Here is a 22,660-nt window from a genome sequence, read left to right on the forward strand (position 1 = left end):
GCTGTTGTGCAGTTTAATGGATTTTTTATATAAAAATAGGCCATTATTACGGCCATATGGTGCAGTTCTGCATCAGAATTATGGAGATAAGATTCTCTCAATGTCTAAAATCGATACCAACCTGCCGTTTCTTCCTGTTCGTATTGCAGTGCTTACCGTTTCGGATTCGCGCACACTGGAAACAGATACCTCCGGTGCAGCGCTTGTTGCGCGGCTGGAAGGTGCGGGCCATGTTCTGGCGGAGCGGGCCATTATCTCGGACGATGCAGACAAGATAGCCGCACAACTGCGCAAGTGGATTGCTGACCCACAGGTGGATGTTGTTATTACAAATGGTGGCACAGGCGTAACCGGCCGTGACGTTACGCCAGAGGCTTTTGAAAGCGTGCTGGAAAAACGCATTGAAGGGTTTGGTGAACTGTTCCGTATGCTGTCTTACCGCAAGATCGGCACATCCACCATTCAGTCTCGTGCGGTGGCAGGTGTGGCTGGCGGTACGTATCTGTTTGCACTGCCGGGTTCTACCGGTGCGGTGAAGGACGGTTGGGATGATATTCTGGTTTTCCAGCTTGATAGCCGCCACCGGCCCTGTAACTTTGTGGAGTTGATGCCGCGTTTGCGCGAAGGCTTGAAAGGAAACGGTCATCATGACTGATGATGTCAAACTGCTGATGCTGGCAGGTGATTACGTAGAAGACTATGAAATCATGGTGCCTTATCAGGCCCTGCTTATGGTGGGGTATAAGGTGGACGTGATCTGCCCCGGCAAAAAAGCGGGCGATAAGGTGCTGACGGCCATTCATGATTTTGAAGGCGCGCAGACCTACAGCGAAAAGCCCGGCCATGCGTTTGTGCTGAATGCAGATTTTGATGCCATTGATACCGATGAGTATCTGGGGTTGATTATTCCCGGTGGGCGTGCGCCCGAATATCTGCGCCTGAATGCGCGGGTGCTAGAAATTGTAAAAGCATTTGCCGATAGGCCAATTGCCGCCATTTGCCACGGGGCACAGCTTCTGGCTGCTGCCGGTATTATCAAGGGGCGTGAAGTTTCGGCTTACCCAGCCTGCCGCCCGGATGTGGAGCTGGCTGGCGGCACTTATGCTGATATTCCGGTAACAGAAGCCGTAACGGATGGGGAACTGGTAACAGCTCCAGCATGGCCCGCACATCCAGCGTGGCTGGCTCAGTTCCTTAAGGTGCTGGGTGCAAATGTGAGCATCTAAGGCTCAAAGGCTTTTTCTCTCCCATCATAAACTGGATGGGAGAGAAATTTTTCTTTTAGAATTCGCAGGCGGCAGGGCGGTTGAGCATTGCCATCAGTTCGCGCCGTGTGTCTGAATTTTCCCGAAAAACGCCCAGCATAGTACTGGTGACCATGGAAACACCGGGTTTATGCACGCCGCGTGTTGTCATGCATTCGTGGGAAGATTCAATAATAACGGCAACCCCATGCGGTTCCAGTTCATCATTGATGGTGTTGGCAATCTGGGCCGTGAGCCGTTCCTGAATTTGCAGGCGCTTGGCGTAGGCATCCACCACACGTGCCAGTTTGGAAATGCCTACAACGCGCTGGCGCGGCAGATAGGCAACATGCGCACGCCCGATAATGGGGGCCAGATGATGCTCACAATGGCTTTCAAAGCGGATATCACGCAGCAGCACAATTTCATCATACCCTTCCACTTCGGAAAAGGTGCGGCGTAACAGGGCTGCGGGGTCAATTTCATACCCACAGAAAAATTCGGTGTAAGCGCGGGCAACACGGGCAGGGGTATCGTGCAGGCCTTCACGGTCCGGGTTATCGCCAGCCCAGCGTAGCAGGGTGCGTACAGCCTGTTCTGCTTCGGCTTGTGTTGGGCGCTTGGATGTATCAGACGGAGGCACGCTCATGCCACACTCCAGAAAAAGTATAGGGATATGATGGGGCGGATTAGTGGATCTGGCGGAGCAGAAAAGGGCTGTCCAGACTGAAAGCAGGGATGCTGGCATCAAACCGTCTGCCGCTGCTTTTGTCCTGCATAAGATAATGCCCGCTCATAAATCCGCCCGGCGTGGCAAGGGATGCCCCGGAAGTATATTCATACAGCGCACCGGGCTGAATAACCGGCAGTTCTCCCACTACGCCAGAACCGTGCACATATTCTGTATGCCCGGCCGTATCCGTGATGTGCCATGTGCGTTCCAGAAGCTGCACAGGCTCTGTGCCATCGTTACCAATGCGGATACGATAGGCCCAGCAATAGGAATGCTCATCTGGTTCGGATTGGTCTGGCAGCCAGAACACCTGTACCTGCACGCGCACATTCTCCGTAACAGCCTCATAGACAGGCAGTGAGGAAAAGAGCTCGTTCATGGCTTCTTCTGGATCTTGCAAAAGGGGAGAAGTGGCCCAGTCGGGCATGGAATATCCTGTTTATGGTACGGGATGGTGCTTGCACCTATCACGAACCCATCTGTTATGCCAAGCATTGTCCCTCCTGATACCTTAATGGTGGTTCAGGAGGGACAATGAGGGGTTTATTTAGATAGCCTGAAGGGCCGCAACACCACGGGCCAGATCGTCAATCAGATCTGCACTGTCTTCCAGCCCGACGGAAAAGCGGATGGCGCCATCCGTAATGCCCAGAACAGCGCGGTCTTCTGCGCTCACCTTGGAATGTGTGGTTGTGGCTGGGTGTGTCACCAAAGAGCGTGCATCCCCAAGGTTGTTGGAAATGGCAATCAGCTTCAGCGCATCCATGAAGGCAAATGCGCCTTTCTGGCCACCCTTTACTTCAAAGGCAATCAGGCTTCCGCTGCCGCTCATCTGGCGTTTGGCCAGTTCATACTGCGGGTGGTCGGCCCGGCCCGGGTAGCGCACGCTGACAATACCGGGGGCAGATGCCAGATAATCGGCCACAGCCGCAGCGTTGGCTGCCATGGCGTTAACGCGCAGGGAAAGTGTTTCCAGCCCCTTGAGCATCACCCATGCATTGAAAGGTGAAAGCGCATTGCCTGTATTACGGGTGAAAGGCTGAAGTGTTTCCGTAATCCAGTCTTTCCGGCCCAGCACGGCCCCGCCCAGCACGCGGCCCTGGCCATCAATGTGCTTGGTGCAGGAATAGACAACAACATCCGCACCCAACTGAAGAGGCTTCTGAAACACGGGGGAAGCAAATACGTTATCCACCACCACAATTGCACCAGCCTTGTGGGCGAGGTCTGAAATGGCCTTGATATCCAGAATATCAAGCATGGGGTTGGATGGGCTTTCCAGCAGCACGGCGGCTGTGGGTTGGGAAAGTGCCTTTGCCCATTCGTCCGGGTTACAGCCATCTACAAAAACGGTTTCTACGCCATAACGGGGCAGAAGGTTGGCAACAATCCAGTGGCAGGAGCCAAACAGCGCGCGGGAGGCAACAACCCGATCTCCGGCTTTAACGTGGCTGAGCAGGGCGGACGAAACGGCACCCATGCCTGTAGCCGTTGCCACACAGGCCTCTGCACCTTCCAGATCTGCCAGCCGGCGTTCCAGCGCAGCAACTGTGGGGTTGCCAAAGCGGCTATACTGATAGTGTTCTTCCTCACCGCGGAAGGTGCGGGCGGCTTGTTCAGCGTTGTCATAAACAAAGCCGGAGGTCAGAAACACGGCTTCGCTGGTTTCACCATATTCCGTGCGTTCCACACCAGCATGGAGCTGACGGGTTGCGGGGCGCCACGCTTCAGAAAATGCAATCTTGTTGTCACTCATGGGTCTTTGTATCCGGTTCTGGCGTGTCAGACCAAGCAGCAGACAGGCCCATGTGCCTGCCAGAGCAGCTCAATCTCTTAAATTGACCGTGGAAACCATGACAGCCGGCCAAATGCCGTGTCAGAGCCTCTTTAGCGCGTTTCTTTTACCTCGCCGCAAGCCGGCCTTACAAATCACGAGGGCAGGGCTCAACACCTTGCTGGCAAGCAGGGTAAGCCCGGATATTGGCTATCGTCAAGTTCTGTGCATGCAGCCTTCACAAAACAGGCTTGCGGTGATTTAACTTGGACGAATATTTCAAAAATCTGATGGATTTATGCATGTCCGGCAAGAAAGAAACAGCCACTTCTGTTCATGTAGCCAATGCGCAGGAGGTTGTGCCCGTTATTCTTTCTGGCGGTTCTGGCAGCCGCCTGTGGCCGGTTTCACGCGGGAGCTACCCCAAGCAGTTCTGGCCGCTGCTAACAGAAAAAACCCTATTGCAAGAAACGGCCCTGCGTGGCGTGGCAGCCAAGCTGTGCGGCCCGGTTGTGATCTGCAATGCAGAACATCGTTTTATTATAGCGGAACAGTTGCGCGATGTAGGCGTGCAGGATGCGCGCATTGTGCTGGAACCTGTGGGCCGTAATTCTGCCCCGGCCATTGCAGCAGCTGCTTTTGTGGCAGCGGAAAAAGACCCGGATGCCGTATTGTGGGTTATGGCCGCAGATGCCGCCATAACGGATGCGCAGCGTTTGTATAAGGCATTGGAAAGTGCTGTTCAGGCAGCCCAGGCCGGATACGTCGTCACATTTGGTATGAAGCCCTCCCGTCCGGAAACAGGGTACGGATATATAGAGGAAGGCGCACTACTGCCGGGCCTTTCTGGTGTATGCCGCGTAGCCCGGTTTGTTGAAAAACCGGATGTGCAAACAGCGCATCGGTTTTTGGAAAGCGGCAAGTATTTGTGGAATTCGGGCATGTTTGTTGCCCGTGCCAGTACGTTTTTACATGAACTCCAAAAATACGAACCCGAATTATATGAATGCGTACGTCAAGCTGTAGAAAAACGTCAGACAGACATGGATTTTGAACGTCTGGATGTGGAGAGTTTTAAAAAGTCCCCTGACATTTCAGTTGATTATGCAGTGGCAGAACGCACGGATAAAGCGGCTGTGGTGCCTGCTGATTTTGGGTGGTCCGATATCGGAAGCTGGGATTCCTTATGGGAACTCAGCGCAAAGGATGAAAACGCCAACGCGGTTTACGGCAACGTAATGCTGGAGGATGTGCACAATTCTTACATTCGCACAGATGGGACGCTAACTGTAGCACTGGGTGTTGAAAATCTGACCATTGTGGTGACTCAGGATGCCGTAATGGTTGCGCATAAGGATAGGGCGCAGGATGTTAAAAACATTGTCCAGCGCCTGAAAGCGGAAGGCCGCACAGAAGCAACAGATCATGCCCGCACATATCGTCCGTGGGGGTTTTATGAGGGCCTCACGCAGGGAGACCGCTTTCAGGTTAAGCGCATTGTGGTGAACCCGGCGCAGAAGCTTTCTTTGCAAAAGCATTTCCATCGCTCGGAGCACTGGGTGGTGGTGGAAGGTACCGCACTTGTAACCCGTGGAGATGAAGAAATTCTCGTGCGGGAGAATGAAAGCGTTTACCTGCCCGTTGGTATGCTGCATCGGCTGGCAAATCCCGGCCGTATCCCGCTTACGCTTATTGAAGTGCAGTCTGGCCCCTATCTGGGGGAAGACGATATTGTGCGTGTGCAGGATTTGTATAGCCGGGAATAGGCATGACAGGCGGCTTATAAAAGGCCAAACCTGTTTTGGATATTTTTAAAGCAATGTCTGAAGCAGCGGAATAAATGGCAGGTCGGCTTCGGGCATGGGGTATTTGCGCAGATCTTGCGGGGCAACCCATGCCAGCTTCTGCCCTTCCTTGGGGATGGGCGTGCCTTGCCAGCGCCGACAGACATACAGAGGCATTAGCAGATTAAATGTTGGGTAAGAATGGGATGCAAAGGTAAACGGCGCCAAACAGGCGCGGGACATATCAAGCCCCAGTTCTTCGTGCAGTTCGCGCACCAAAGCGGCTTCTGGTGTTTCCCCAGTTTCTATTTTACCACCCGGAAATTCCCATAGGCCTGCCATGCTTTTCCCTTCCGGGCGGCGGGCGAGCAAAATGCGGCCTTGTGTATCAATAAGCGCTGCGGCGGAAACCAGAACCAGCTTTTTGGGGGCAGACGGTGTGGGAGCTGATGCTGATGCGCGGCGTGCATCCTGCATGTGGCGCGTGGTTTCAAACACCAGCATAGGCTGTTCGCTCCCGCGGGAAGCAAAAACCTGTTTGTCTGTTCCGATTTGCTGAAAACCAACATGTTCCAGCACGCGGGCAGAGGCAATGTTATCTACCGCCACATGTGCGCGGATACTGGAAATTTCCAGATGCGCCAGCGCCCAACTGGTAACGCGTTCGGCAGCGCGCGTGGCAATGCCTTGCCCCCAGTAGGGGCGGCCAATCCAATACCCCAACATGCCAATGCGTGCAGAATTGGCTGGGGTTTGAATACCCAAGCCAATACAGCCAATAAAAGTGCCATCCTTATCCAGAATGGCAAAATGATACCCTTCTCCTTTTTGCTGCATCTGCTGTGTGGAAGCTATCCAGCTATCTGCCAGTTCTCGCGGGTACGGAAAAGGCAGACGGCTGAGCATCCGCACCACTTCCCAGTCATTCACCAGATGGTGGAGGGCAGGGGCATCCTGCGCACAAAGGGGGCGCAGGTGATAGGGCGGGGCTTCCAGTTCGGTCGGGGCAGTATCAGGCATTGGGGTTAGGCGTCTGCGCTGGTTCTGGAGGAATGCCGCATTCGGTCAGAAGCTCACGCAGGGCGTTGATAACGGGAAAAACTTCTACGTTGTGGTCACCACCCAGCTCGCGCCATGCATTCTGCTCCAGTTCCACAATTTCGCGGTCTTCGGCAAAAATACGGTTGGTAAAGGCCACAAGGAAAGGCCATGCGATATCCAGCAAACTACCAATTTTGGGCCGTTTAACGGAAAGCAGGCCAAAAGTGCGGTTGGTCAGTTCATCTGCGCTTTGCGGCACATAAACAATCCACAAATCCATCACCGGGTCTTCATCTCCGGTCTGGATACGCAGGGTTTGATACGGATATTCCGTACGAATGGTCATGACATCGCGATGCTGGAACTTTTCCGAAGAATCGCGGCGTTCACCAAAAATCAGGGCTTCACCAAAAGGCTGTTTGCCGCTGGTACGGGCAAAGCTGTAGCGGGCTTCCACCAGCTTTGGCTCACGCTTCTGGCCCAAAAAGCGCGGCTTCATTTGTCCCATCTGTTTGGAGTGCATGAACTGATGATTCATATCCATCAGGTTTTCATGCATGAAGCTGTAATGGCAGCCAATGGTGGTGCCAAAGTAACGGGTTTTGTAGGCCGGGTTGCTGGCACGGGCCAGATGCGCGGGCAGGGGCACGGTGTCTGCTTTTTCCGGATCACCGGGGAAAACAAAGATCATGCCGTCCTGTTCCCGGCAGGGGAAGGTGCGTACGCCGTTAGGAAGTTTGCCCTTGCCCAGATAGGGCACATCAATGCATCGGCCAGACCGGCCATAGGCCCAACCGTGATAGCAGCATTTAACAGAGGCACCTTCTACCGTGCCTTTGCTGAGCGGCACCTGCCGGTGGGCGCAGCGGTCTTCCAGCGCAAACACGGGGCCTGCATCTGGGCGCACTAGGGCAATAGGCGTGCCGGCATAGCGCGTGCCAATGGTTTTGCCAGGCTTAAGCTCCCGAGACCAAGCAACAGGGTACCAATAGTCCGGGTTGGATCTGACGCGCCGCAGATCTATTTTACCCTTTCTGGCTTCAACAGCCAGTTCTTGGGTGGAGGAATCGGTCTGAGCGGTCTGATCCATTTCGCCTCAAATCACAAAGAATACCTGTGCGGCGCCGTTTTGATGCCGCTGTTGCGAATGCTATCTCAACTCATCGTGACGCAAGAAGCAAGACAGGAGCGCATGGCTGACAGAAATTAATGTTCTGCCAGCTCTGCCGTCAGGTCCTCAATAAACTGGAAAGCCACACGTCCAGAGCGGCTTCCGCGTGTAATTGCCCACTCATTGGCGCGGGCCATCAGGTCCTCGTCAGCAATGGGCAGGTTACGTTCACGCGCATAGCTTTGCACCATGTCTGCAAACGTATCCTGTTCACAAGCATAAAAACCAAGCCAGATGCCAAACCGGTCTGAAAGCGAGACTTTTTCTTCTGTGGCTTCGGAGGGGTTGATGGCGGTTGAGCGTTCATTTTCAATCATATCGCGCGGCATCAGGTGGCGGCGGTTAGATGTGGCGTAGAACAGAACATTTTCTGGCCGCCCGGCAATACCGCCATCCAAAACGGATTTCAGGGCTTTGTAATCCCGGTCTTCCTTTTCAAAGGACAGATCATCGCAGAACAGAATAAAGCGGCGCGGGTTTTCCCGCAGCAGGCTGAGCAGCAGTGGCAGGGTTGCCAGATCTTCGCGCTGAATTTCAATCAGGGCGATCGCGCCCTTGCCGGGGGCGCACGGTTTGCCATCAACCTGATTGGCCAAGGCATGCGCGCCTTTTACCAATGAGGATTTGCCCATGCCACGAGCACCCCAGAGCATGGCGTTATTGGCGGGCAGGCCACGGGCAAAGTGTTCTGTGTTTTCAATCAGGATCTTGCGTTGCAGATCCACCCCGCGCAGCAGATCAACCGGCACATGTGCAACATGTGGCACAGGCAGCAAGCGCCCGCGTTCTGGCAGCCAGACAAAGGCATCGGCGGTATCCACACCTTCCAGCGTGGCTGGTGGAGGAGAAAGCCGCTCCAGAGCAGAGGCAATGCGTTCCAGAACAGGGAGTGTCGGTGTATCCATCTGGGTATCTATCCTGTTTGTCGCCGGTTATTGGTTATAAAATTACGGGCGTAGGGCGTTTTCATCCGCGCAGGTGCTTGACGCACGAGGATTGAAAATTATGGTCACTTTCTCTGTTTTCGCAACACGCCTTTCAGGAAAGTCTGCTTGATGTCCAATTTCCTTATTCCCGCCGCCTACGCCCAGAGTGCCGGAGGTGCCGGTGGGGGCTCTAGCCTGATGTCCTTCCTGCCATTTGTGGCTGTTTTTGCGATTATGTATTTTTTGCTGATCCGCCCGCAGCAAAAACAGCAGAAGCAGCTTAAGGCAGAACTCAAGGCCCTCCGCCGTGGAGACCGGATTGTAACGGCTGGTGGCGTTGTAGGTATTGTTCAGCGCGCCAAGGAAGATTCGGAAGAAGTGGAAGTGGAAATTGCACCAAACGTGCGTGTTATGGTGCTGCGCGGTACAATTTCTACAGTGCTGACGAGCACTGCCAAACCTGCAAACGATACAGCAACCGCAAAAAAGTAAGCTTTCCCCGCTTAATGTGCAGAAACGTCAGAGAAAGGAAACGGGGTCTATATCCACGTCCACTTTGGCGTTTCTGCTCAGATTTACCATCCCCAGCCAACGGCGCAGGATAGGTTGCACCGCAATATTGCGGTGTGTGCGCAAGAGCAGCCGCCTACGGTGGCGCCCACGCAATACGGCTAGTGGGGCTGGGGCCGGGCCAAGCACCTGTATGCCCTCTCCATAAGGGGCAGTGCGGCCCAGTTGGGCGGCGGCTTCGTCTGCGGCAACAGGTGTATCTGCACTTACAATTAAAGCGGCTAATCGCCCGTAAGGGGGCCAGAACCCCGGTTTACGCTGTGCGGCCTCCTGCTGCATGAAGGCATCAAAATCCCCCGAAAGCAGTGCCTGCATTACCGGATGTTCAGGGGCATAGCTTTGCAGAATAACCCGCCCGGGGGAGGACGCACGGCCTGCACGGCCTGCTACCTGATGCAAAAGCTGGATGGTACGTTCCCCAGCCCGCAAATCTGCCCCGCCAAGCCCAAGGTCTGCATCCACCACACCTACAAGCGTGAGATGTGGAAAGTGCCACCCTTTGGCAACAATCTGTGTGCCAATAATCAGGTCCACTTCCCGGCGCGAGATTTTGGCAACGGCTTCTGCTGTAGCAGCGGGGCCGCCAAGTGTATCGCTAGACATCACCAGCAAGCGGGCATCAGGGAACAGTTGGCGTGCTTCTTCCGTAATGCGTTCAATCCCCGGGCCTATGGCGGTCAGGCTGTGGTCTGATCCGCATTGCGGGCAGGCGGGTGGCATGGGTTCTGTGTGATCGCAATAGTGGCAGGAGAGCACCTTACGGTTACGGTGTTCCACCAGCCACGCCGTGCAATGTGGGCACTCCATACGGTGCCCACAGGATCGGCAAAGTGTCAGAGGTGCATAGCCGCGCCGGTTGAGAAACAGCATAACCTGCTCCTGCCGTTCCAGCGTGGCGCCAATATCTTCCACCAGTTCGGGGGAGAGAAAAAGCCCTCTGGGAGGGGGATGATCGCGCAAATCCAGCACGCGGGTTTCTGGCAATTCTGCCCCTCCGTGCCGGCTGGGCAGAACAAGATGCCGATACCGGCCAGCCTCTACGTTTGCCAGTGTTTCCAAGCTGGGTGTGGCGGAAACCACAACAACAGGAAAACGTGCCAGCCGCCCACGCACCACGGCCATATCTCGCGCATTGTAGATCACGCCTTCTTCTTGCTTGAACAGGGCTTCGTGCTCTTCATCCACAATAATCAGGCCGAGATTATGGAAGGGCAGAAACAGGGCAGAGCGGGCCCCCACAATGACAGAGGCAGAACCATCTGCGGCTCCAAGCCACGTAAGCCTGCGGGCACGTTGCCCGATTTCGGAGTGCCATACAGCAGGTTGCACGCCAAAACGGCGGGAAAAGCGTTCCATCCATTGGGCGGAAAGTGCAATTTCGGGCAGAAGAATAAGGGCTTGTTTGCCCTGTTCCAGACATTCGGCAATGGCTTCCAGATAGATTTCTGTTTTGCCAGAGCCGGTTACCCCTTCCAGCAGGGTTACGGAAAAACGATTTTCTGTAACAGTTTGGCGTAAGGCTACAGCGGCACTTTGCTGCTCACCTTCCAGAACGGGTGGGTTATAGTGGGCATCAGGCTGACCAAATGGGCGCTCTGGCCCCAAGGAAACAGGGCGTAGCACGTCTGCATTGGCAAGCCCCTTTACCACGCCAGCACTTACGCCCGTAGCATTGGTAATATCTGTGGTGGTGCGGTGGTTGTCATCTGCCAGAAGGTCCAGCACCTTTTGGCGTGCAGGGGTAAGGCGCAGAGCGTCCAGATCAGGGTTTTCTGCCAAGGCCCATCCCATTGTGGGGGTAGGGGCTGCGCGCATATGCAACCGTAGGGTCATGGCCAGCACCATACCCGGAGGGGTAAGCGTGTAAGCCGCCACCCAATCTATGAACTGGCGTAGTTCTGCGGATAAAGGCGGCAGATCAAGTCGGCAGACCACAGGGCGCAGGCGTGCCGCATCCACCTTTTTCTCTGTGGCTGGTGGGGCCAGATCGGCGGGAAGCGAAGATCTTGTATCCCATACCACGCCGGTTTCCTGCCGCTTCCCCAGTGGGGCGACAACGATATCACCGGGTTGCAAATCCATATCTGCTGGGGCGCGGTAATCAAAAGGTCCGGCAAAAGGCATGGGCAGCAGCACGGAAATGCGTGTGGTGCTGCAAGCACTGGCCGTTAAGTTGCCAGAATCCTGCATAGGTATATTGGGGAAGGGTTTCTGCGCCATCAGGATTTGGTTGTAATGCTGCCCACAAGGAAAGAACAGGGGAGAAAGAGCGCATCAAGCTTTCTGCCCGATAGAGGAAGATCATGACTGCTGAAGAAGCTGTTCAGAAATTTCTGGAGTGGATGGCTGTGGAAAAACAGGCATCTCCCCTGACAATTGAGGCCTATCAAGGCGATCTGGCCCGTTTTTTGGGGTTTATGACTACGCATCTGGATGGCCTGCCGGATATGATCGGCTTGGGCCTGATAAGCCTGCGGGATTTTCGTGCATGGCTGGCGTATGAACAAGCCGAGGCCAGCAAACCAACAGCTCGCAAAACCTCATCAGGTCAGGCTACCCGCACGCGTGCACGCCGTGTTTCCGCCGTGCGGTCTTTCTTTAAGTATCTGGCGCGCAGGCAGGGGGTAGAAAACCCGGCTATCCAGTTACTCAGCACACCACGCACTAAAAAGCCTCTGCCGCGCCCTTTGGCCAAAGATCAGGCTCTGGCTGCCCCAGAAGATATTTCTGATCTGGCGCATACGCCTATGGAGCAGCAGCGAGATGCCGCATTGTTTCTGCTTTTATATGGGTGCGGATTGCGTATTTCCGAAGCTTTGAATCTGAATATTGCCGATCTGGATGTCATGCGCAGCAGCAATGTGCTGCGTATTTTGGGCAAAGGCGGCAAGGAACGGCTTGTGCCAGTGCTGCCTGTTGTGCAGCAGGCGCTGGAAGCGTGGCGCACACGCCATCCAGCCCCAACGCCGGATGCCCCTTTGTTTGTGGGGATAAGGGGCAAGCGCCTCCAGCCCGCTATCGCCCAGAAAGCCATGCGGGAATGGCGGCATCTTTCCGGTTTGCCAGATTACGTAACGCCCCACGCGTTACGCCATTCCTTTGCAACCCATCTGATGGAAGGTGGGGCGGATTTACGCGTTATTCAGGAGTTGCTGGGCCATGCCAGCCTCTCCACCACACAGCGTTACACACTGGCAGATGAGGCCCGCTTGCTGGATGTCTGGACGCGGGCGCATCCGCGTGCACAATGAGGCCAGAATGCAAAATAAGGAACACACCGGCATGATACAGGCGTTGCGTGCACCGTGGCCCGAAATCGAACCCTATGCCCATGGTTATCTGGATACGGGGGAAGGACATCAGATCTACTGGGAGCAGTGCGGCAACCCGGATGGTGTGCCGGTTGTGTTTTTGCATGGTGGGCCGGGTGGGGGGTGTTCACCCTCCCAACGGCGGCTGTTTGATCCGGCACGTTACCGCATTGTGCTGTTTGACCAGCGCGGATGTGGCCGTTCGCGCCCTCATGCTTCGTTGGAAGCAAACACAACATGGGATCTGGTTGCAGATATTGAACGCCTGCGTGAAATGTGCGGGGTAGAGAAATGGGCCGTCTTTGGTGGCTCATGGGGCTCTACACTGGCGCTGGCTTATGCTGAAACACATCCAGACCGCGTAACTGCGCTGATGCTTCGCGGTATCTTTACCCTGCGGCGGGCGGAACTGCTGTGGTATTATCAGGAAGGTGCTTCCTGGCTGTTCCCTGATAAGTGGGAGGACTTTCTGGCACCGATTCCACCCGCAGAGCGTGGGGATATGATGGCGGCATACCGCAAGCGCCTGACATCTGATGATTCTGCGGTCCGTCTGGAAGCGGCCCGGGCCTGGAGTTTGTGGGAAGGGCGCACATTAACCTTGCTGCCATGCCCGGAAATGGAAGTGCAGCATGATGAAGCCGATTACGCGCTCGCATTCTCCCGCATTGAAAACCATTACTTTGTGCACGGCGGTTGGTTAAAAGAAGGCCAGCTTATTCGGGATGTCGGGCGCATCCGCCATATCCCCACAGTGATTGTGCAAGGGCGCTACGATATGGCAACGCCAGTCCGCACAGCGTGGGATTTGCACAAGGCATGGCCGGAAGCCGATTTCCAGTTAATTGACGCCGCAGGCCATGCGTTGTTTGAGCCCGGTATTTTAACGGCGTTGCTGAATGCGACAGACCGCTTTGCGCGGGAGCTGGCATGAAACGCCAAATAGTTGCGTGCGCCCTTATAATAGGTGGCGGGGTCAGTGTGTCGCTTGGTGGTATTTCTGCAGCTTATGCTGCAGATGGATGCCATAAGCTGGTAGCACGGGTGGCGTTGCGGAATGATCAGGGCTTTCTGAACATTCCTGTCAGCGTGAATGGTCATGCTGTCAGCATGATTGTGGATACAGGGTCGGAGGGGAGCCTTATCTCACCAGAGGCCGCCTCACTTTTTGCTGCCCAGCGGGATAAAAGCGTGCACACGGTTGTGCGGGGCACCGGGGGGATTGGGCGGATTGTACCCAATGCGATCGTAAGATCCTTCCGTGCGCAGAATGTTGAATTTGGCCCTGTTTCCATTCCGGTAGATACATTGCCCGCAGTGCCTCAAACCGAGCCTGAAGTAGAGGGCCTTATGGGGGGAGATCTGCTCTCCCGCTATGATGTGGAATTCAATGTCGCGGGCGGAACACTGTCTTTCTGGTCTGCCAATTCAGCAGATTGTAATGGGCCGGAAGGGTGGCGTTACATTTATCGTGCGGTGCCGTTGCAGGCAGCAGGCCAGCGGGTGGTGGCGGAAGTTACGCTGGATGGCACAAGGCTGAAGGCGCTGGTGGATAGCGGGGCACGATCCCGCATTGTCTCAATAGGTGCGGCTGAGCGTATTGGTGTTTCTCGCCAAGCTTTGGCGGCTGATCCGGGTGGAATGACAACCGGGGTAGATGGGCACCAGCAGATTTATCACTGGCACAAGTTTCATCTGTTCCAGATTGGGCAGGAACAGGAAAAATCTCCGGTTCTTACGGTTGCTCCCGTGCATGACACCGTAGATATGCTTTTGGGATCAGATTGGTTTGCCGCGCATCGTGTCTGGATATCTTATCGCACACATACACTGTATGTGATGCCAGCACCGCAGGCGCACCGTTAATATAAAAAACAAGAGGCAGAAGAAGATGATTTCTCCTGCCTCTGGCCCTTAGATTATTCGCCTTTCAGGCGTTTGTTGCATTCGCTGTAATAACCGCCGCCTTTCTGAATCCATTTCATGTTGCCATTGGCATTGCTGGATTTGTTGGTGTGGTATTGATCCAGGCAGGTTTTCATACGGGCTTTACCAGCGCTGAGCTTGGAATACTGAGGATCGACCGCAGAAGGGAAGGTCGCGCCAGAAGCACTTACAGCAGCAGGTGCAGCCGGTTTGGCAGCTTCTGGTGTGGTTTCTGCTGGTTTGCTGGCGGCGGCTGGAGCTGTTTCTGCCGTTGTGGCATCACAGTTGGCGGCTTTAAATGCTTTAAATGTCTGGCCGTTAAGCGTGTTTTCCGCTTTAGCTTCCTTGAATTTGGCGTGGCATTCCTTGGCCGTCAGTGCATGGGCGCTAGGAGCGGCAAGAGCAGTTGCGCAACCAAGCAGTAATGCAGCCAAGCCGGTGCGTGCAGAAAAGTTCATAAAATAAAACCTCATGCAAAGGGGCGAATCAAAAAACGACCCGATGCCGTTTTTCACTCCCATAAATAATAGTATCGCAAACTGTGGCAGCGAAATGAATGGGGGATGCTATTTTTATAAGAAAAACAAAAACCCCCTCCCAAATAAATGGGAGAGGGCTTTGTATAACTGGTAGAACCCGAAGTGTTTGCAAAAGGGTTAGTCGTTAATACGTTCCCCATGTAGGGACATATCGAGACCTTCCAGTTCTTCATCTGGTGTAACGCGTAGGCCGATAACCAGATCAACCACTTTCAGAATGATGAAGGATACAACAGCACACCATACAATGGTTACCAGCACGGCTTCTGACTGCACAATAAGCTGATGCACAGACCCCGTAATGCCGGAGGGGTTTGAATCTGTTGCAGAAAGCGGACCATAGGCAAACAGACCGGTCAGCAGCGCACCAACAATACCGCCTACGCCATGCACGCCAAAGGCATCCAAGCTATCATCATAGCCCATCATGTGCTTCAGGGATGTGGCACCCCAGTAGCAGACAACGCCTGTAATCAGGCCGATAATCAGCGCGCTGCCCGGCAGCACAAAACCAGCGGCAGGAGTGATGGCGACCAGACCACCAACAGCACCAGAAATGACACCCAGCACAGTTGGTTTGCCCGAACGCAGCCATTCAATCAGCATCCAAGATACGCCAGCACCAGCAGCAGCAATCTGGGTGGCAGCCATGGCCATGCCTGCGCGCCCATTGGCACCCACAGCAGAACCAGCATTGAAGCCAAACCAGCCAACCCACAGCAGGGAAGCACCGATAACGGCATATGTCAGATTGAAGGGGGAGAGATCATCCTGCCCGTAGCCTTTGCGACGGCCTAGCACCAGAGCGCACACCAAACCTGCAACACCCGCGTTGATATGCACGACTGTGCCACCGGCAAAGTCTGCCGTGCCAAGGCCACCCAGCCAACCAATAGGGCTCCAGACCCAGTGCGCGATAGGGGCATACACAATCAAGGACCAGATGATGGAGAACACGCACATGGCGCTGAACTTCATGCGTTCAGCATAGGCACCGGAGATTAGGGCCGGGGTGATGATGGCGAATGTCATCTGGAACATCATGAAGATGCTCTCAGGAATGGTCATTGTCGTGGCGTTGGGGGAATCTGCGCCAAGGGTAAAGCCGATATCCGCACCATTGTGAATGTTGGCGCCAATACCGTTCAGGAACATACGGCCCAACCCGCCAATCCACGGAGACCCAGTGGTGAAGGCGAGGGAGTATCCAGCAACCATCCAGACAATGGAGATAATGCAGCACAGCGCAAAGGACTGCATAAGCGTTGCCAGCACGTTTTTCTTACGTACCATGCCTGCATAAAACAGGGCCAGACCAGGGATTGTCATCATCAGCACAAGGGCGGTGCTGACGAGCATCCATGCTGTATCACCGGTATCGATAGCTGGTGCAGAATCAGCAGCAAAGCACTGTGTACTGAATATGAAAGGAAGAGCTAACGCGCAAAAAACGTTGGTTTTGTTTTTGCGTATCGTTTTCGGGATCAGCATGCGGTGGTGTTCCCTGCAGAGAAGGATAGGTGAATATAGTATCTGTTTCGAAATGATATGCGTTTTTGATTGGCAGGGCAAGATCGCTTATAGCCTTTTGTAAGGAGCCTTTTTTGGGGCCTTAGGCTGCCAAGTTATTTTTTAATAACATCACCTTAATCAAAGCGCGGCTAAAATAAGATGGAATGGCGTGAGTGCGCACATTCTCTGCGGATTAATATTTGTTAGATAAATATTAATCACTCTGTCTGTTGTCTTTTATTGCTTGGCTTTAAGATGCGGTGATGGTGGCTGCTTGATCTGAACAAATGGGGTAAACCCAAATGTGTGGATAACACCTAATTAAAGTAACAGATTTTATAGATGTTTCATCTGAGAGCAGAGTGATTTTTTGAAATGGTTGGGTATTCCTATTTTCTTTGTTCTATTTTATAAAAAAAGAAAATCATTTTGATATGCTGAGCAAGGAAATATAGTTATGTTTAAGGAGAGTATATCTGTAACAATAGTTGAGTCTGGTGTTAACGTAAGGAATATACTTCAGAATTTCCTAAAAGATAAAAATGTTAATGAAGTAACACAAGAGAGTGATTGCGGCTTATACCCAGATTCTGATGTTCTGATTTGCTCCCTTGAATTAACGCACGCGGAAAATGCTCAGGATGCTATAGAAAAAGCCAAAAAATATTTGGAAAAATATCCTGCTGTTATCTTTTGCGAACCGAGTTCTTGCTCCCGAGATAAATTAAAAGACTTGGGATTTAAAAGTATTCATGAAAATTTCTCAGAAAACAAAATGTTTGGAGAAATAAATTTTCAGTTTTTTGAAAATTTAGGTCTCCAGTCTCATGTTACATCTGTATCTGAATATGGATATGAAGCTGCGTATCATGTGAGATCTACATATCTTGTACCAGTAGAAAGCACCGGAGGGGTAGATTACGATGGCATAAGCCGTCGCCCGGATTTACCCATAAGATTTCCAGTTTTTAATGTTGAATTTTTTGTTCTTTCTAAATTTGATGCACCTGCAATCAATTTGGCAGCTGATGTAGAACTTCTGCAGTTTAAGACGCTCCAGCCTAACGCCAGCGCAGGCGATATGCTTTTGACGAACTTCAAAAGCCCGCATGAAATTGGCGAGGTCTGTTATGAAACGAGCGATGAGAGCATTGCTGAACTTAGGGAAAGAACAAAAGATCCAATTTACGTAAATGATGATAATGCAACAAATGATTTGTTTCGTGCGAAAATAGATGAGTGGTTGAAGCTCACTTCCTTTGCGTTTGAAAAGCAATCTGTTGTTAAGCTTGATAAATGCATTATTACAGGGTGTGGATTTCTATATTCCCACAACAACCCTGTAGCACGTTCAGATTATTTGCTGCCATATTTAACAGCCTCCATTTACAACCCAATTTGGGGCAGCCTTCAAAGATCACACCCAATGCGGAAGGTTGAAGGCCCAGTAATTGTTGCCTTTAATCATTTATATACAAATTATTATCATTTTTTGGCTGAATGCTTGAATGCAACATATCTTGCTTACAAGCAGTTGGCTTCAAGAGGTGTGGAAAAAATAAGCATAGTTACTTTTAAGTTAAAGGGATTTGCGAAAGATTATTTTGATATCCTGTTTTCTAAAAATGAAAACATTTCGATTATAGAGCTTACTGAATCAGAATATATACATGCAGATGAGGTTTATTATGCCCCAGAATTGTTAGGGTTTACTACGCCTCAGCCCTGTCTGATTGCAGAAAGACTGGATTTTAAGAATGCTATTCTTTCCCATAGTGGGGTGGAAGTGCAAACAAATCCTACAGATATCATTTACATTTCTAGGCGTGATACTTCGGCCAGAAGAATATGTAATGAGAACGAATTGATGCTCTCGCTTGAAAAGCTGGGCGTCAAAATTGTGCAGCTCACAGGACTTTCTGTTAAAGAGCAAATAAGCATGTTTGCGAATGCTGGTTTGGTGATTGGTGGCCATGGCGCTGGTATTTCCAATTCCTTGTTCATGCAAAAGACCTCAACCATGCTTGAATTAATTCAGGCCAGTTATCAGAATGTTGGCCCTATGCGTTTAGCTCAAAGCTCCGGCGCTCAATATGTTTCCATGCTGTTCTTCCAAGATGGGGAAGGGGATTCATGGTATGTTGATATAGATAGAGTGTGCCGTTACGTAAAAAAGTATAAAAATTCTTAATATTATTGAATTGCAGTAATATTCAAACATCCGCAGGCTTCGTATTAAATGTGGCCTGCGGATTTTTTGTTTCTCACAAATCTATCTATCATTTTTGCAATGTTTTTCATCACGGATAAGTGTGTGAAGTGCCATTGCAGTGTTTTCCTATAATTACAAAACAGAAAGATTTTGAACCTTAATTGGCTCTAGTTTTTAAAAGTGCTCTAGTATGATAAAATTAGTTCTAGATTAAATAAAATTGTGTCAGGGGTCCGATAATGTATGTGATAGTCAACTACCATCTTCAAGTTGTTGGTGCCGTAGATAACGGGGGTGATTATAAAGACATCAAATTATATAATATTGATGACGACTTCACGCCCATTCTTGTAGATAAAAAGAAGTTTTTCTTTAATGGAGAAGAATGCTTCTTTTCCTCCTATAACAAAAAATTTGTACTGGCGAACCATCAGGAAGCATTCCCTGTAGAAGTGAATTTTTGTGGAGAAAATGAATTTTATTTATCCATCAATGGTGGGTTTGTTTCTTCCAATACAACGTCTCTTTTTGTTCAAGCGTTTTGCGGAGAGTGGGAGCGCTTTTATCTGATAGACGAAGAAAATTTAAGAATAATACGTTCTGCATTTAAAAATGGTTTTTATATTCAGGGAAACAATACATATGTTTCTCCAGAAAAATTAGATTATGATCATAAATGTATTAAGTTTGATAATTATGTTTTTGATTTAAAAAGCATCGTCAGTGCCAAAAAAGTTGGCATGAACAAATTGATGCTTCCCAGAGAAGGTCTGGGCCTGTTTATTATGGAATTATTTAATCCACTGGCATACTACTCATGCTTTGGTAGTGGAGAGATAATTGCCTGTATGGAAGAGTCTATTTACTCTTTATTTACGATTGGCAATTTTGTAGGCGATATACTGGTTATAACGGATCAGGAAAAAATTACATTTTCTGAAAAACTACAGCCATATTTAAATAGAATACATCTGCAACAAGCAAATGCTTATGACTTTTTCGATTTTACGATATCTAGGTACATGGTCTATGACCTGCCGATAATGGATAAATATTCTCCAATCATGTACATAGATTGCGATATCATTATAAATGAAGATGTGAATAAAATTTTCCATAGCGCTATGGGAACAGATAAAGTCTTATTCAGTGAGGAATTTAAGGTTGATACTGCCTCGCCTTGGTTTGGTGGCGTGCATTGGTACGAAGCAGGGCAAGATTACAAATTGATGGATTATGGAATTAACTCAGGCATTTTCCTGTTTAAATCCATAGAAACAGCAAAAGAATTACTGTTTACAGTTGTTCAGTCCATGCTTCATTCTCAAAAGGTAAAGCTGAGTAGAGAGAAGGGTATTTTAGAAACACTTGATCAACCTAATCTGAACTATGTTCTGATGGCTCATTTCCCTAATCATTTTGATGTCGAGATACTTACTCAGCATGTGTCTCATGCAGCTAATGAAAATTTTGCTAATATACCGCTGCTAGGGTTTGCCCATTTTAATGGAGGTTTAGGTAATTTTGGATCACGAGTAGATCTGATGCGTAAATATGTGGAATATTTACAGTCTAATCCAAAAGGCGATATCGAAGTGGTTGAGAAAAACTACCTTTCAATATCGTAATACCTCATCTTTTTGCTATTCGGTAAACCGGATAAGAGAAGGCTAAGATGTCGTGATTGGCTTCTTTGATTTATCTTCGATGCGAGAATGTGCTGAAGATTGTCTTAGAAGCCGGTCAGGATTTAAATCATTCCAGATGCATATATTCATAGAGAATTTATTTTGGGTTATTAAAACTTCTTATAATAGTTAAACAAAATAATACGATATTTATTAAAGAAGCCATAATGCTTCGTTTCTGATATAATGCAGTTGATAATATAATTTCTGGAGCGGCATTATGAGAACTAATATATTTTTGATTTTGCTTCTGAGTTGTGTGGCATTTGAAGCAAAATCGCGAGACCTGCAAATAGAAAGCAACGCCGATAGTTCTCAGAATACGATTGCCTCTGTCGCAAGAATTGCAAAACAAGCAATACCGGCTAGTGCAAGGGGCAAGCCATCGGGTGTGGCGCCATTGGATAGCCTCGGTTTGATGAATGCAGCCGTGAGCGGGAATGTAGATAATGCGATAATTACGAAAAGCCCAGAGGACGTCGTACGTACGATTTCGGATAAATTTTCTGATTATCTTTCGTTAAAAGATATTGGAGTTGCATTGGATAATGAAAATTCAGAAACTGATATTGTAAAAATTAACGAGCTCTGGAAAAAAACACCCCGTCAAACAGTATTTATTCCGAACTCTTATTGGCCTTCTATAAACGGCAACGCTATTGTTCCGGCTACTCCCAGCGGTAATTTTGTTGTGCAGGGGTTAGGGAAGGTGCATTTATGGCCATCTTACCCAGTGACAGATCATGGAATTGGATTTCCAGCTCCTTATTTTGGAGACGGTGTCACGTCCATTCTTTATGGTGCTAATTCTTCAGTTTCTTTTAATCGTGTTGATGCTCATGATATTGGGTTTAATTCTGGCTTGCCAAACACAGCATTTAATTATGTAGCAGACACTAGTAAAGAACCAGGTAATCCGGGGGCTCCCGGAATGTTAAATATAAGTATTCATACAGTTGCGGAAAAGCATAAGCACGGTATGGAATCTGGGGTGAATGATATTTTTGATAGCTTATCATTCGGCTCTTACGGTGATGATGATGTTCAAGATTGGCATCACATGGGGGTATACGGAACGGATTGGACCTGGAGCAATATTCGAGAAGTAAATCAATATGTGCCGTTTTATTTTTCAACAAAAAGAGACGGTGTTTACGATCAGGCGACGTATATAAACGAAGAAGATTTTGCAACAGGTGGGCCTGAAAATAGTAAGGGCGCATATGATCCTACCCAGTATAACCGTAAGATGTTTTGGTTAGCTCATGGTTACGGCACAATGGGGTTCGGAACCGTGGATAAAGCAGGCCATAAAACTGCACATATTGCAGGTGCTGTAACATGGAAGCCATCAACGTCCTACCATCGGTATCAGGAAATTATTGTCGCGGATTCTACAGGGCAACCGTATACATTTTACGCTCTATCTAAAGATTATAACGTTCTTTCTGGTCTGCCGGATAATGCGCGTTCTGGTGCCTCTATGCCCCACTGGGTATTTGCAAATGAGGCCACTGTTGCAGATGGAGGTGTTATCTGGACATGTGTAGGCAAATTTACAGCTGATTTAGGCGAGGTGTTTGGTATCAGTGGTGACAATTCACCACAAACAGGGTGGGTAGCGCGTATTGGCACGCTTATGTCGGAAGATACGGATTATATCTATAATGCTATCTTTGATATGTCTAAAGCCGCGTTTGATCCAAGTGTAACGCATGTTTTTGCGCGTATGCAAAAAGATATGTTTCTTGATTTAACAGCAGATGGAACTCAAGCTGGGCAAAATAATAGGTTGTTCGGATATGGTGATGGGGTTGGACTGGAATATAGGCTCAGTTCTTCTGTAAATGGGGCCCGTGAAGATACGGTGCCGTTTGCCATTTCCGATACAGGGAATACTCATATCTCTTCTCTATCTATAGGGAATGATTCTAAAAAAATTACAGATACGCGTAGCATTGTATTTGCAGAAAATGCTGAAGGTGGAAATCCTGATCATCAAATGAGCCTGCGTGCTTCTTCCTCAAGTGCGCACTTGTTTGCCGATAATATGGATCTTGGAAAAATAACAACTAGCGTCTCTGTCCCCAAATCAAGCCATGCACCATGTCATGCTGGGGAAGAAGCGCAGGATTCTAAGTATTTTTATAAATGTGTAGCTTCCAATCAATGGAAACGTATCGCTTGGGATAAAGAAAACTGGTGATAATAAAAGCGTTTTTTATATAA

At 50.2% G+C, this 22,660-nt stretch carries 19 protein-coding genes and 1 riboswitch; of the genes, 10 read left to right on the top strand and 9 right to left on the bottom strand.

The window, feature by feature from the left end; translation table 11 throughout:
- Positions 1-16: 16 nt before the first annotated feature.
- Positions 17-655, top strand: a complete 639-nt coding sequence (moaB, locus tag FCN51_RS23155) for a molybdenum cofactor biosynthesis protein B (RefSeq protein ID WP_185368938.1) — start codon at positions 17-19, stop codon at positions 653-655.
- Complete coding sequence (locus FCN51_RS23160) at positions 648-1,226, top strand: DJ-1/PfpI family protein (protein ID WP_003630066.1); 579 nt, start codon at positions 648-650, stop codon at positions 1,224-1,226. Before moaB ends, FCN51_RS23160 begins: the two co-directional genes overlap by 8 nt.
- 55 nt (positions 1,227-1,281) lie before the next feature.
- Here the strand turns inward: FCN51_RS23160 and folE are convergent, their stop codons facing one another.
- The 3 genes from folE to metZ form a co-directional block, all read right to left on the bottom strand.
- On the bottom strand, positions 1,282-1,893 hold the full coding sequence (gene folE, locus FCN51_RS23165) for a GTP cyclohydrolase I FolE (RefSeq protein WP_003624543.1): 612 nt from the start codon (positions 1,891-1,893) through the stop codon (positions 1,282-1,284).
- A gap of 40 nt (positions 1,894-1,933) precedes the next feature.
- Positions 1,934-2,404 (bottom strand): Co2+/Mg2+ efflux protein ApaG, encoded by a 471-nt coding sequence (gene apaG / locus FCN51_RS23170; RefSeq protein WP_003624542.1) that lies wholly within the window; start codon positions 2,402-2,404, stop codon positions 1,934-1,936.
- A 120-nt stretch (positions 2,405-2,524) separates the two neighbouring features.
- Positions 2,525-3,733: an O-succinylhomoserine sulfhydrylase gene (gene metZ, locus FCN51_RS23175; protein ID WP_003624541.1), complete on the bottom strand. Its 1,209-nt coding sequence runs from the start codon at positions 3,731-3,733 to the stop codon at positions 2,525-2,527.
- A 110-nt stretch (positions 3,734-3,843) separates the two neighbouring features.
- A riboswitch (SAM riboswitch) is annotated at positions 3,844-3,923 on the bottom strand.
- A gap of 94 nt (positions 3,924-4,017) precedes the next feature.
- Between metZ and FCN51_RS23180 the strand changes: the two genes are divergently transcribed.
- Positions 4,018-5,517, top strand: a complete 1,500-nt coding sequence (locus FCN51_RS23180; protein WP_160256985.1) for a mannose-1-phosphate guanylyltransferase/mannose-6-phosphate isomerase — start codon at positions 4,018-4,020, stop codon at positions 5,515-5,517.
- A 45-nt stretch (positions 5,518-5,562) separates the two neighbouring features.
- On the opposite strand, the gene mutT is transcribed toward FCN51_RS23180, so the two are convergent.
- From mutT to FCN51_RS23195, 3 genes are all read right to left on the bottom strand, one after another.
- Positions 5,563-6,555, bottom strand: a complete 993-nt coding sequence (mutT, locus tag FCN51_RS23185; protein ID WP_003624539.1) for an 8-oxo-dGTP diphosphatase MutT — start codon at positions 6,553-6,555, stop codon at positions 5,563-5,565.
- Complete coding sequence (locus FCN51_RS23190; protein ID WP_003624538.1) at positions 6,548-7,666, bottom strand: aromatic ring-hydroxylating oxygenase subunit alpha; 1,119 nt, start codon at positions 7,664-7,666, stop codon at positions 6,548-6,550. Before FCN51_RS23190 ends, mutT begins: the two co-directional genes overlap by 8 nt.
- Positions 7,667-7,782: 116 nt before the next feature.
- On the bottom strand, positions 7,783-8,652 hold the full coding sequence (locus FCN51_RS23195; protein WP_003624537.1) for an ATP-binding protein: 870 nt from the start codon (positions 8,650-8,652) through the stop codon (positions 7,783-7,785).
- Between the two features lie 147 nt (positions 8,653-8,799).
- Here FCN51_RS23195 and yajC point away from each other — a divergent pair, with 147 nt between their 5' ends.
- Positions 8,800-9,165, top strand: coding sequence for a preprotein translocase subunit YajC (yajC, locus tag FCN51_RS23200; protein WP_014457073.1), 366 nt, complete (start codon positions 8,800-8,802; stop codon positions 9,163-9,165).
- A 27-nt stretch (positions 9,166-9,192) separates the two neighbouring features.
- Here the strand turns inward: yajC and FCN51_RS23205 are convergent, their stop codons facing one another.
- Positions 9,193-11,463 (bottom strand): primosomal protein N', encoded by a 2,271-nt coding sequence (locus tag FCN51_RS23205; RefSeq protein ID WP_160256986.1) that lies wholly within the window; start codon positions 11,461-11,463, stop codon positions 9,193-9,195.
- An 83-nt stretch (positions 11,464-11,546) separates the two neighbouring features.
- On the opposite strand from FCN51_RS23205, the gene FCN51_RS23210 reads away from it, so the two are divergent.
- From FCN51_RS23210 to FCN51_RS23220, 3 genes are read left to right on the top strand one after another with little or no spacing between them, the layout of a single operon-like run.
- Positions 11,547-12,494, top strand: coding sequence for a tyrosine recombinase XerC (locus tag FCN51_RS23210; RefSeq protein WP_160256987.1), 948 nt, complete (start codon positions 11,547-11,549; stop codon positions 12,492-12,494).
- Positions 12,495-12,501: 7 nt separating this feature from the next.
- A complete protein-coding gene (gene pip / locus FCN51_RS23215; protein WP_160256988.1) occupies positions 12,502-13,488 on the top strand; it encodes a prolyl aminopeptidase in 987 nt (328 codons plus the stop codon).
- Positions 13,485-14,420, top strand: a complete 936-nt coding sequence (locus FCN51_RS23220) for a retropepsin-like aspartic protease (protein ID WP_160256989.1) — start codon at positions 13,485-13,487, stop codon at positions 14,418-14,420. The genes pip and FCN51_RS23220 overlap by 4 nt, the downstream gene beginning before the upstream one ends.
- 53 nt (positions 14,421-14,473) lie before the next feature.
- On the opposite strand, the gene FCN51_RS23225 is transcribed toward FCN51_RS23220, so the two are convergent.
- Positions 14,474-15,001 (bottom strand): hypothetical protein, encoded by a 528-nt coding sequence (locus tag FCN51_RS23225; protein WP_185368936.1) that lies wholly within the window; start codon positions 14,999-15,001, stop codon positions 14,474-14,476.
- Positions 15,002-15,136: 135 nt separating this feature from the next.
- Positions 15,137-16,510 carry an ammonium transporter gene (locus FCN51_RS23230; RefSeq protein WP_020944218.1) on the bottom strand — a complete coding sequence of 458 codons (1,374 nt, stop codon included), beginning with the start codon at positions 16,508-16,510 and terminating at the stop codon, positions 15,137-15,139.
- Positions 16,511-16,988: 478 nt separating this feature from the next.
- Here FCN51_RS23230 and FCN51_RS23235 point away from each other — a divergent pair, with 478 nt between their 5' ends.
- The 3 genes from FCN51_RS23235 to FCN51_RS23245 all read left to right on the top strand — a co-directional run bounded on the left by FCN51_RS23235 (position 16,989) and on the right by FCN51_RS23245 (position 22,637).
- A complete protein-coding gene (locus FCN51_RS23235) occupies positions 16,989-18,722 on the top strand; it encodes a glycosyltransferase family 61 protein (RefSeq protein WP_160256990.1) in 1,734 nt (577 codons plus the stop codon).
- Between the two features lie 260 nt (positions 18,723-18,982).
- Positions 18,983-20,371 (top strand): glycosyltransferase, encoded by a 1,389-nt coding sequence (locus tag FCN51_RS23240; RefSeq protein ID WP_160256991.1) that lies wholly within the window; start codon positions 18,983-18,985, stop codon positions 20,369-20,371.
- A 280-nt stretch (positions 20,372-20,651) separates the two neighbouring features.
- Positions 20,652-22,637 carry a hypothetical protein gene (locus FCN51_RS23245; RefSeq protein ID WP_160256992.1) on the top strand — a complete coding sequence of 662 codons (1,986 nt, stop codon included), beginning with the start codon at positions 20,652-20,654 and terminating at the stop codon, positions 22,635-22,637.
- Positions 22,638-22,660 lie beyond the last annotated feature (23 nt).

Source organism: Acetobacter pasteurianus (assembly GCF_009914215.2).
Lineage (GTDB): Bacteria > Pseudomonadota > Alphaproteobacteria > Acetobacterales > Acetobacteraceae > Acetobacter > Acetobacter pasteurianus.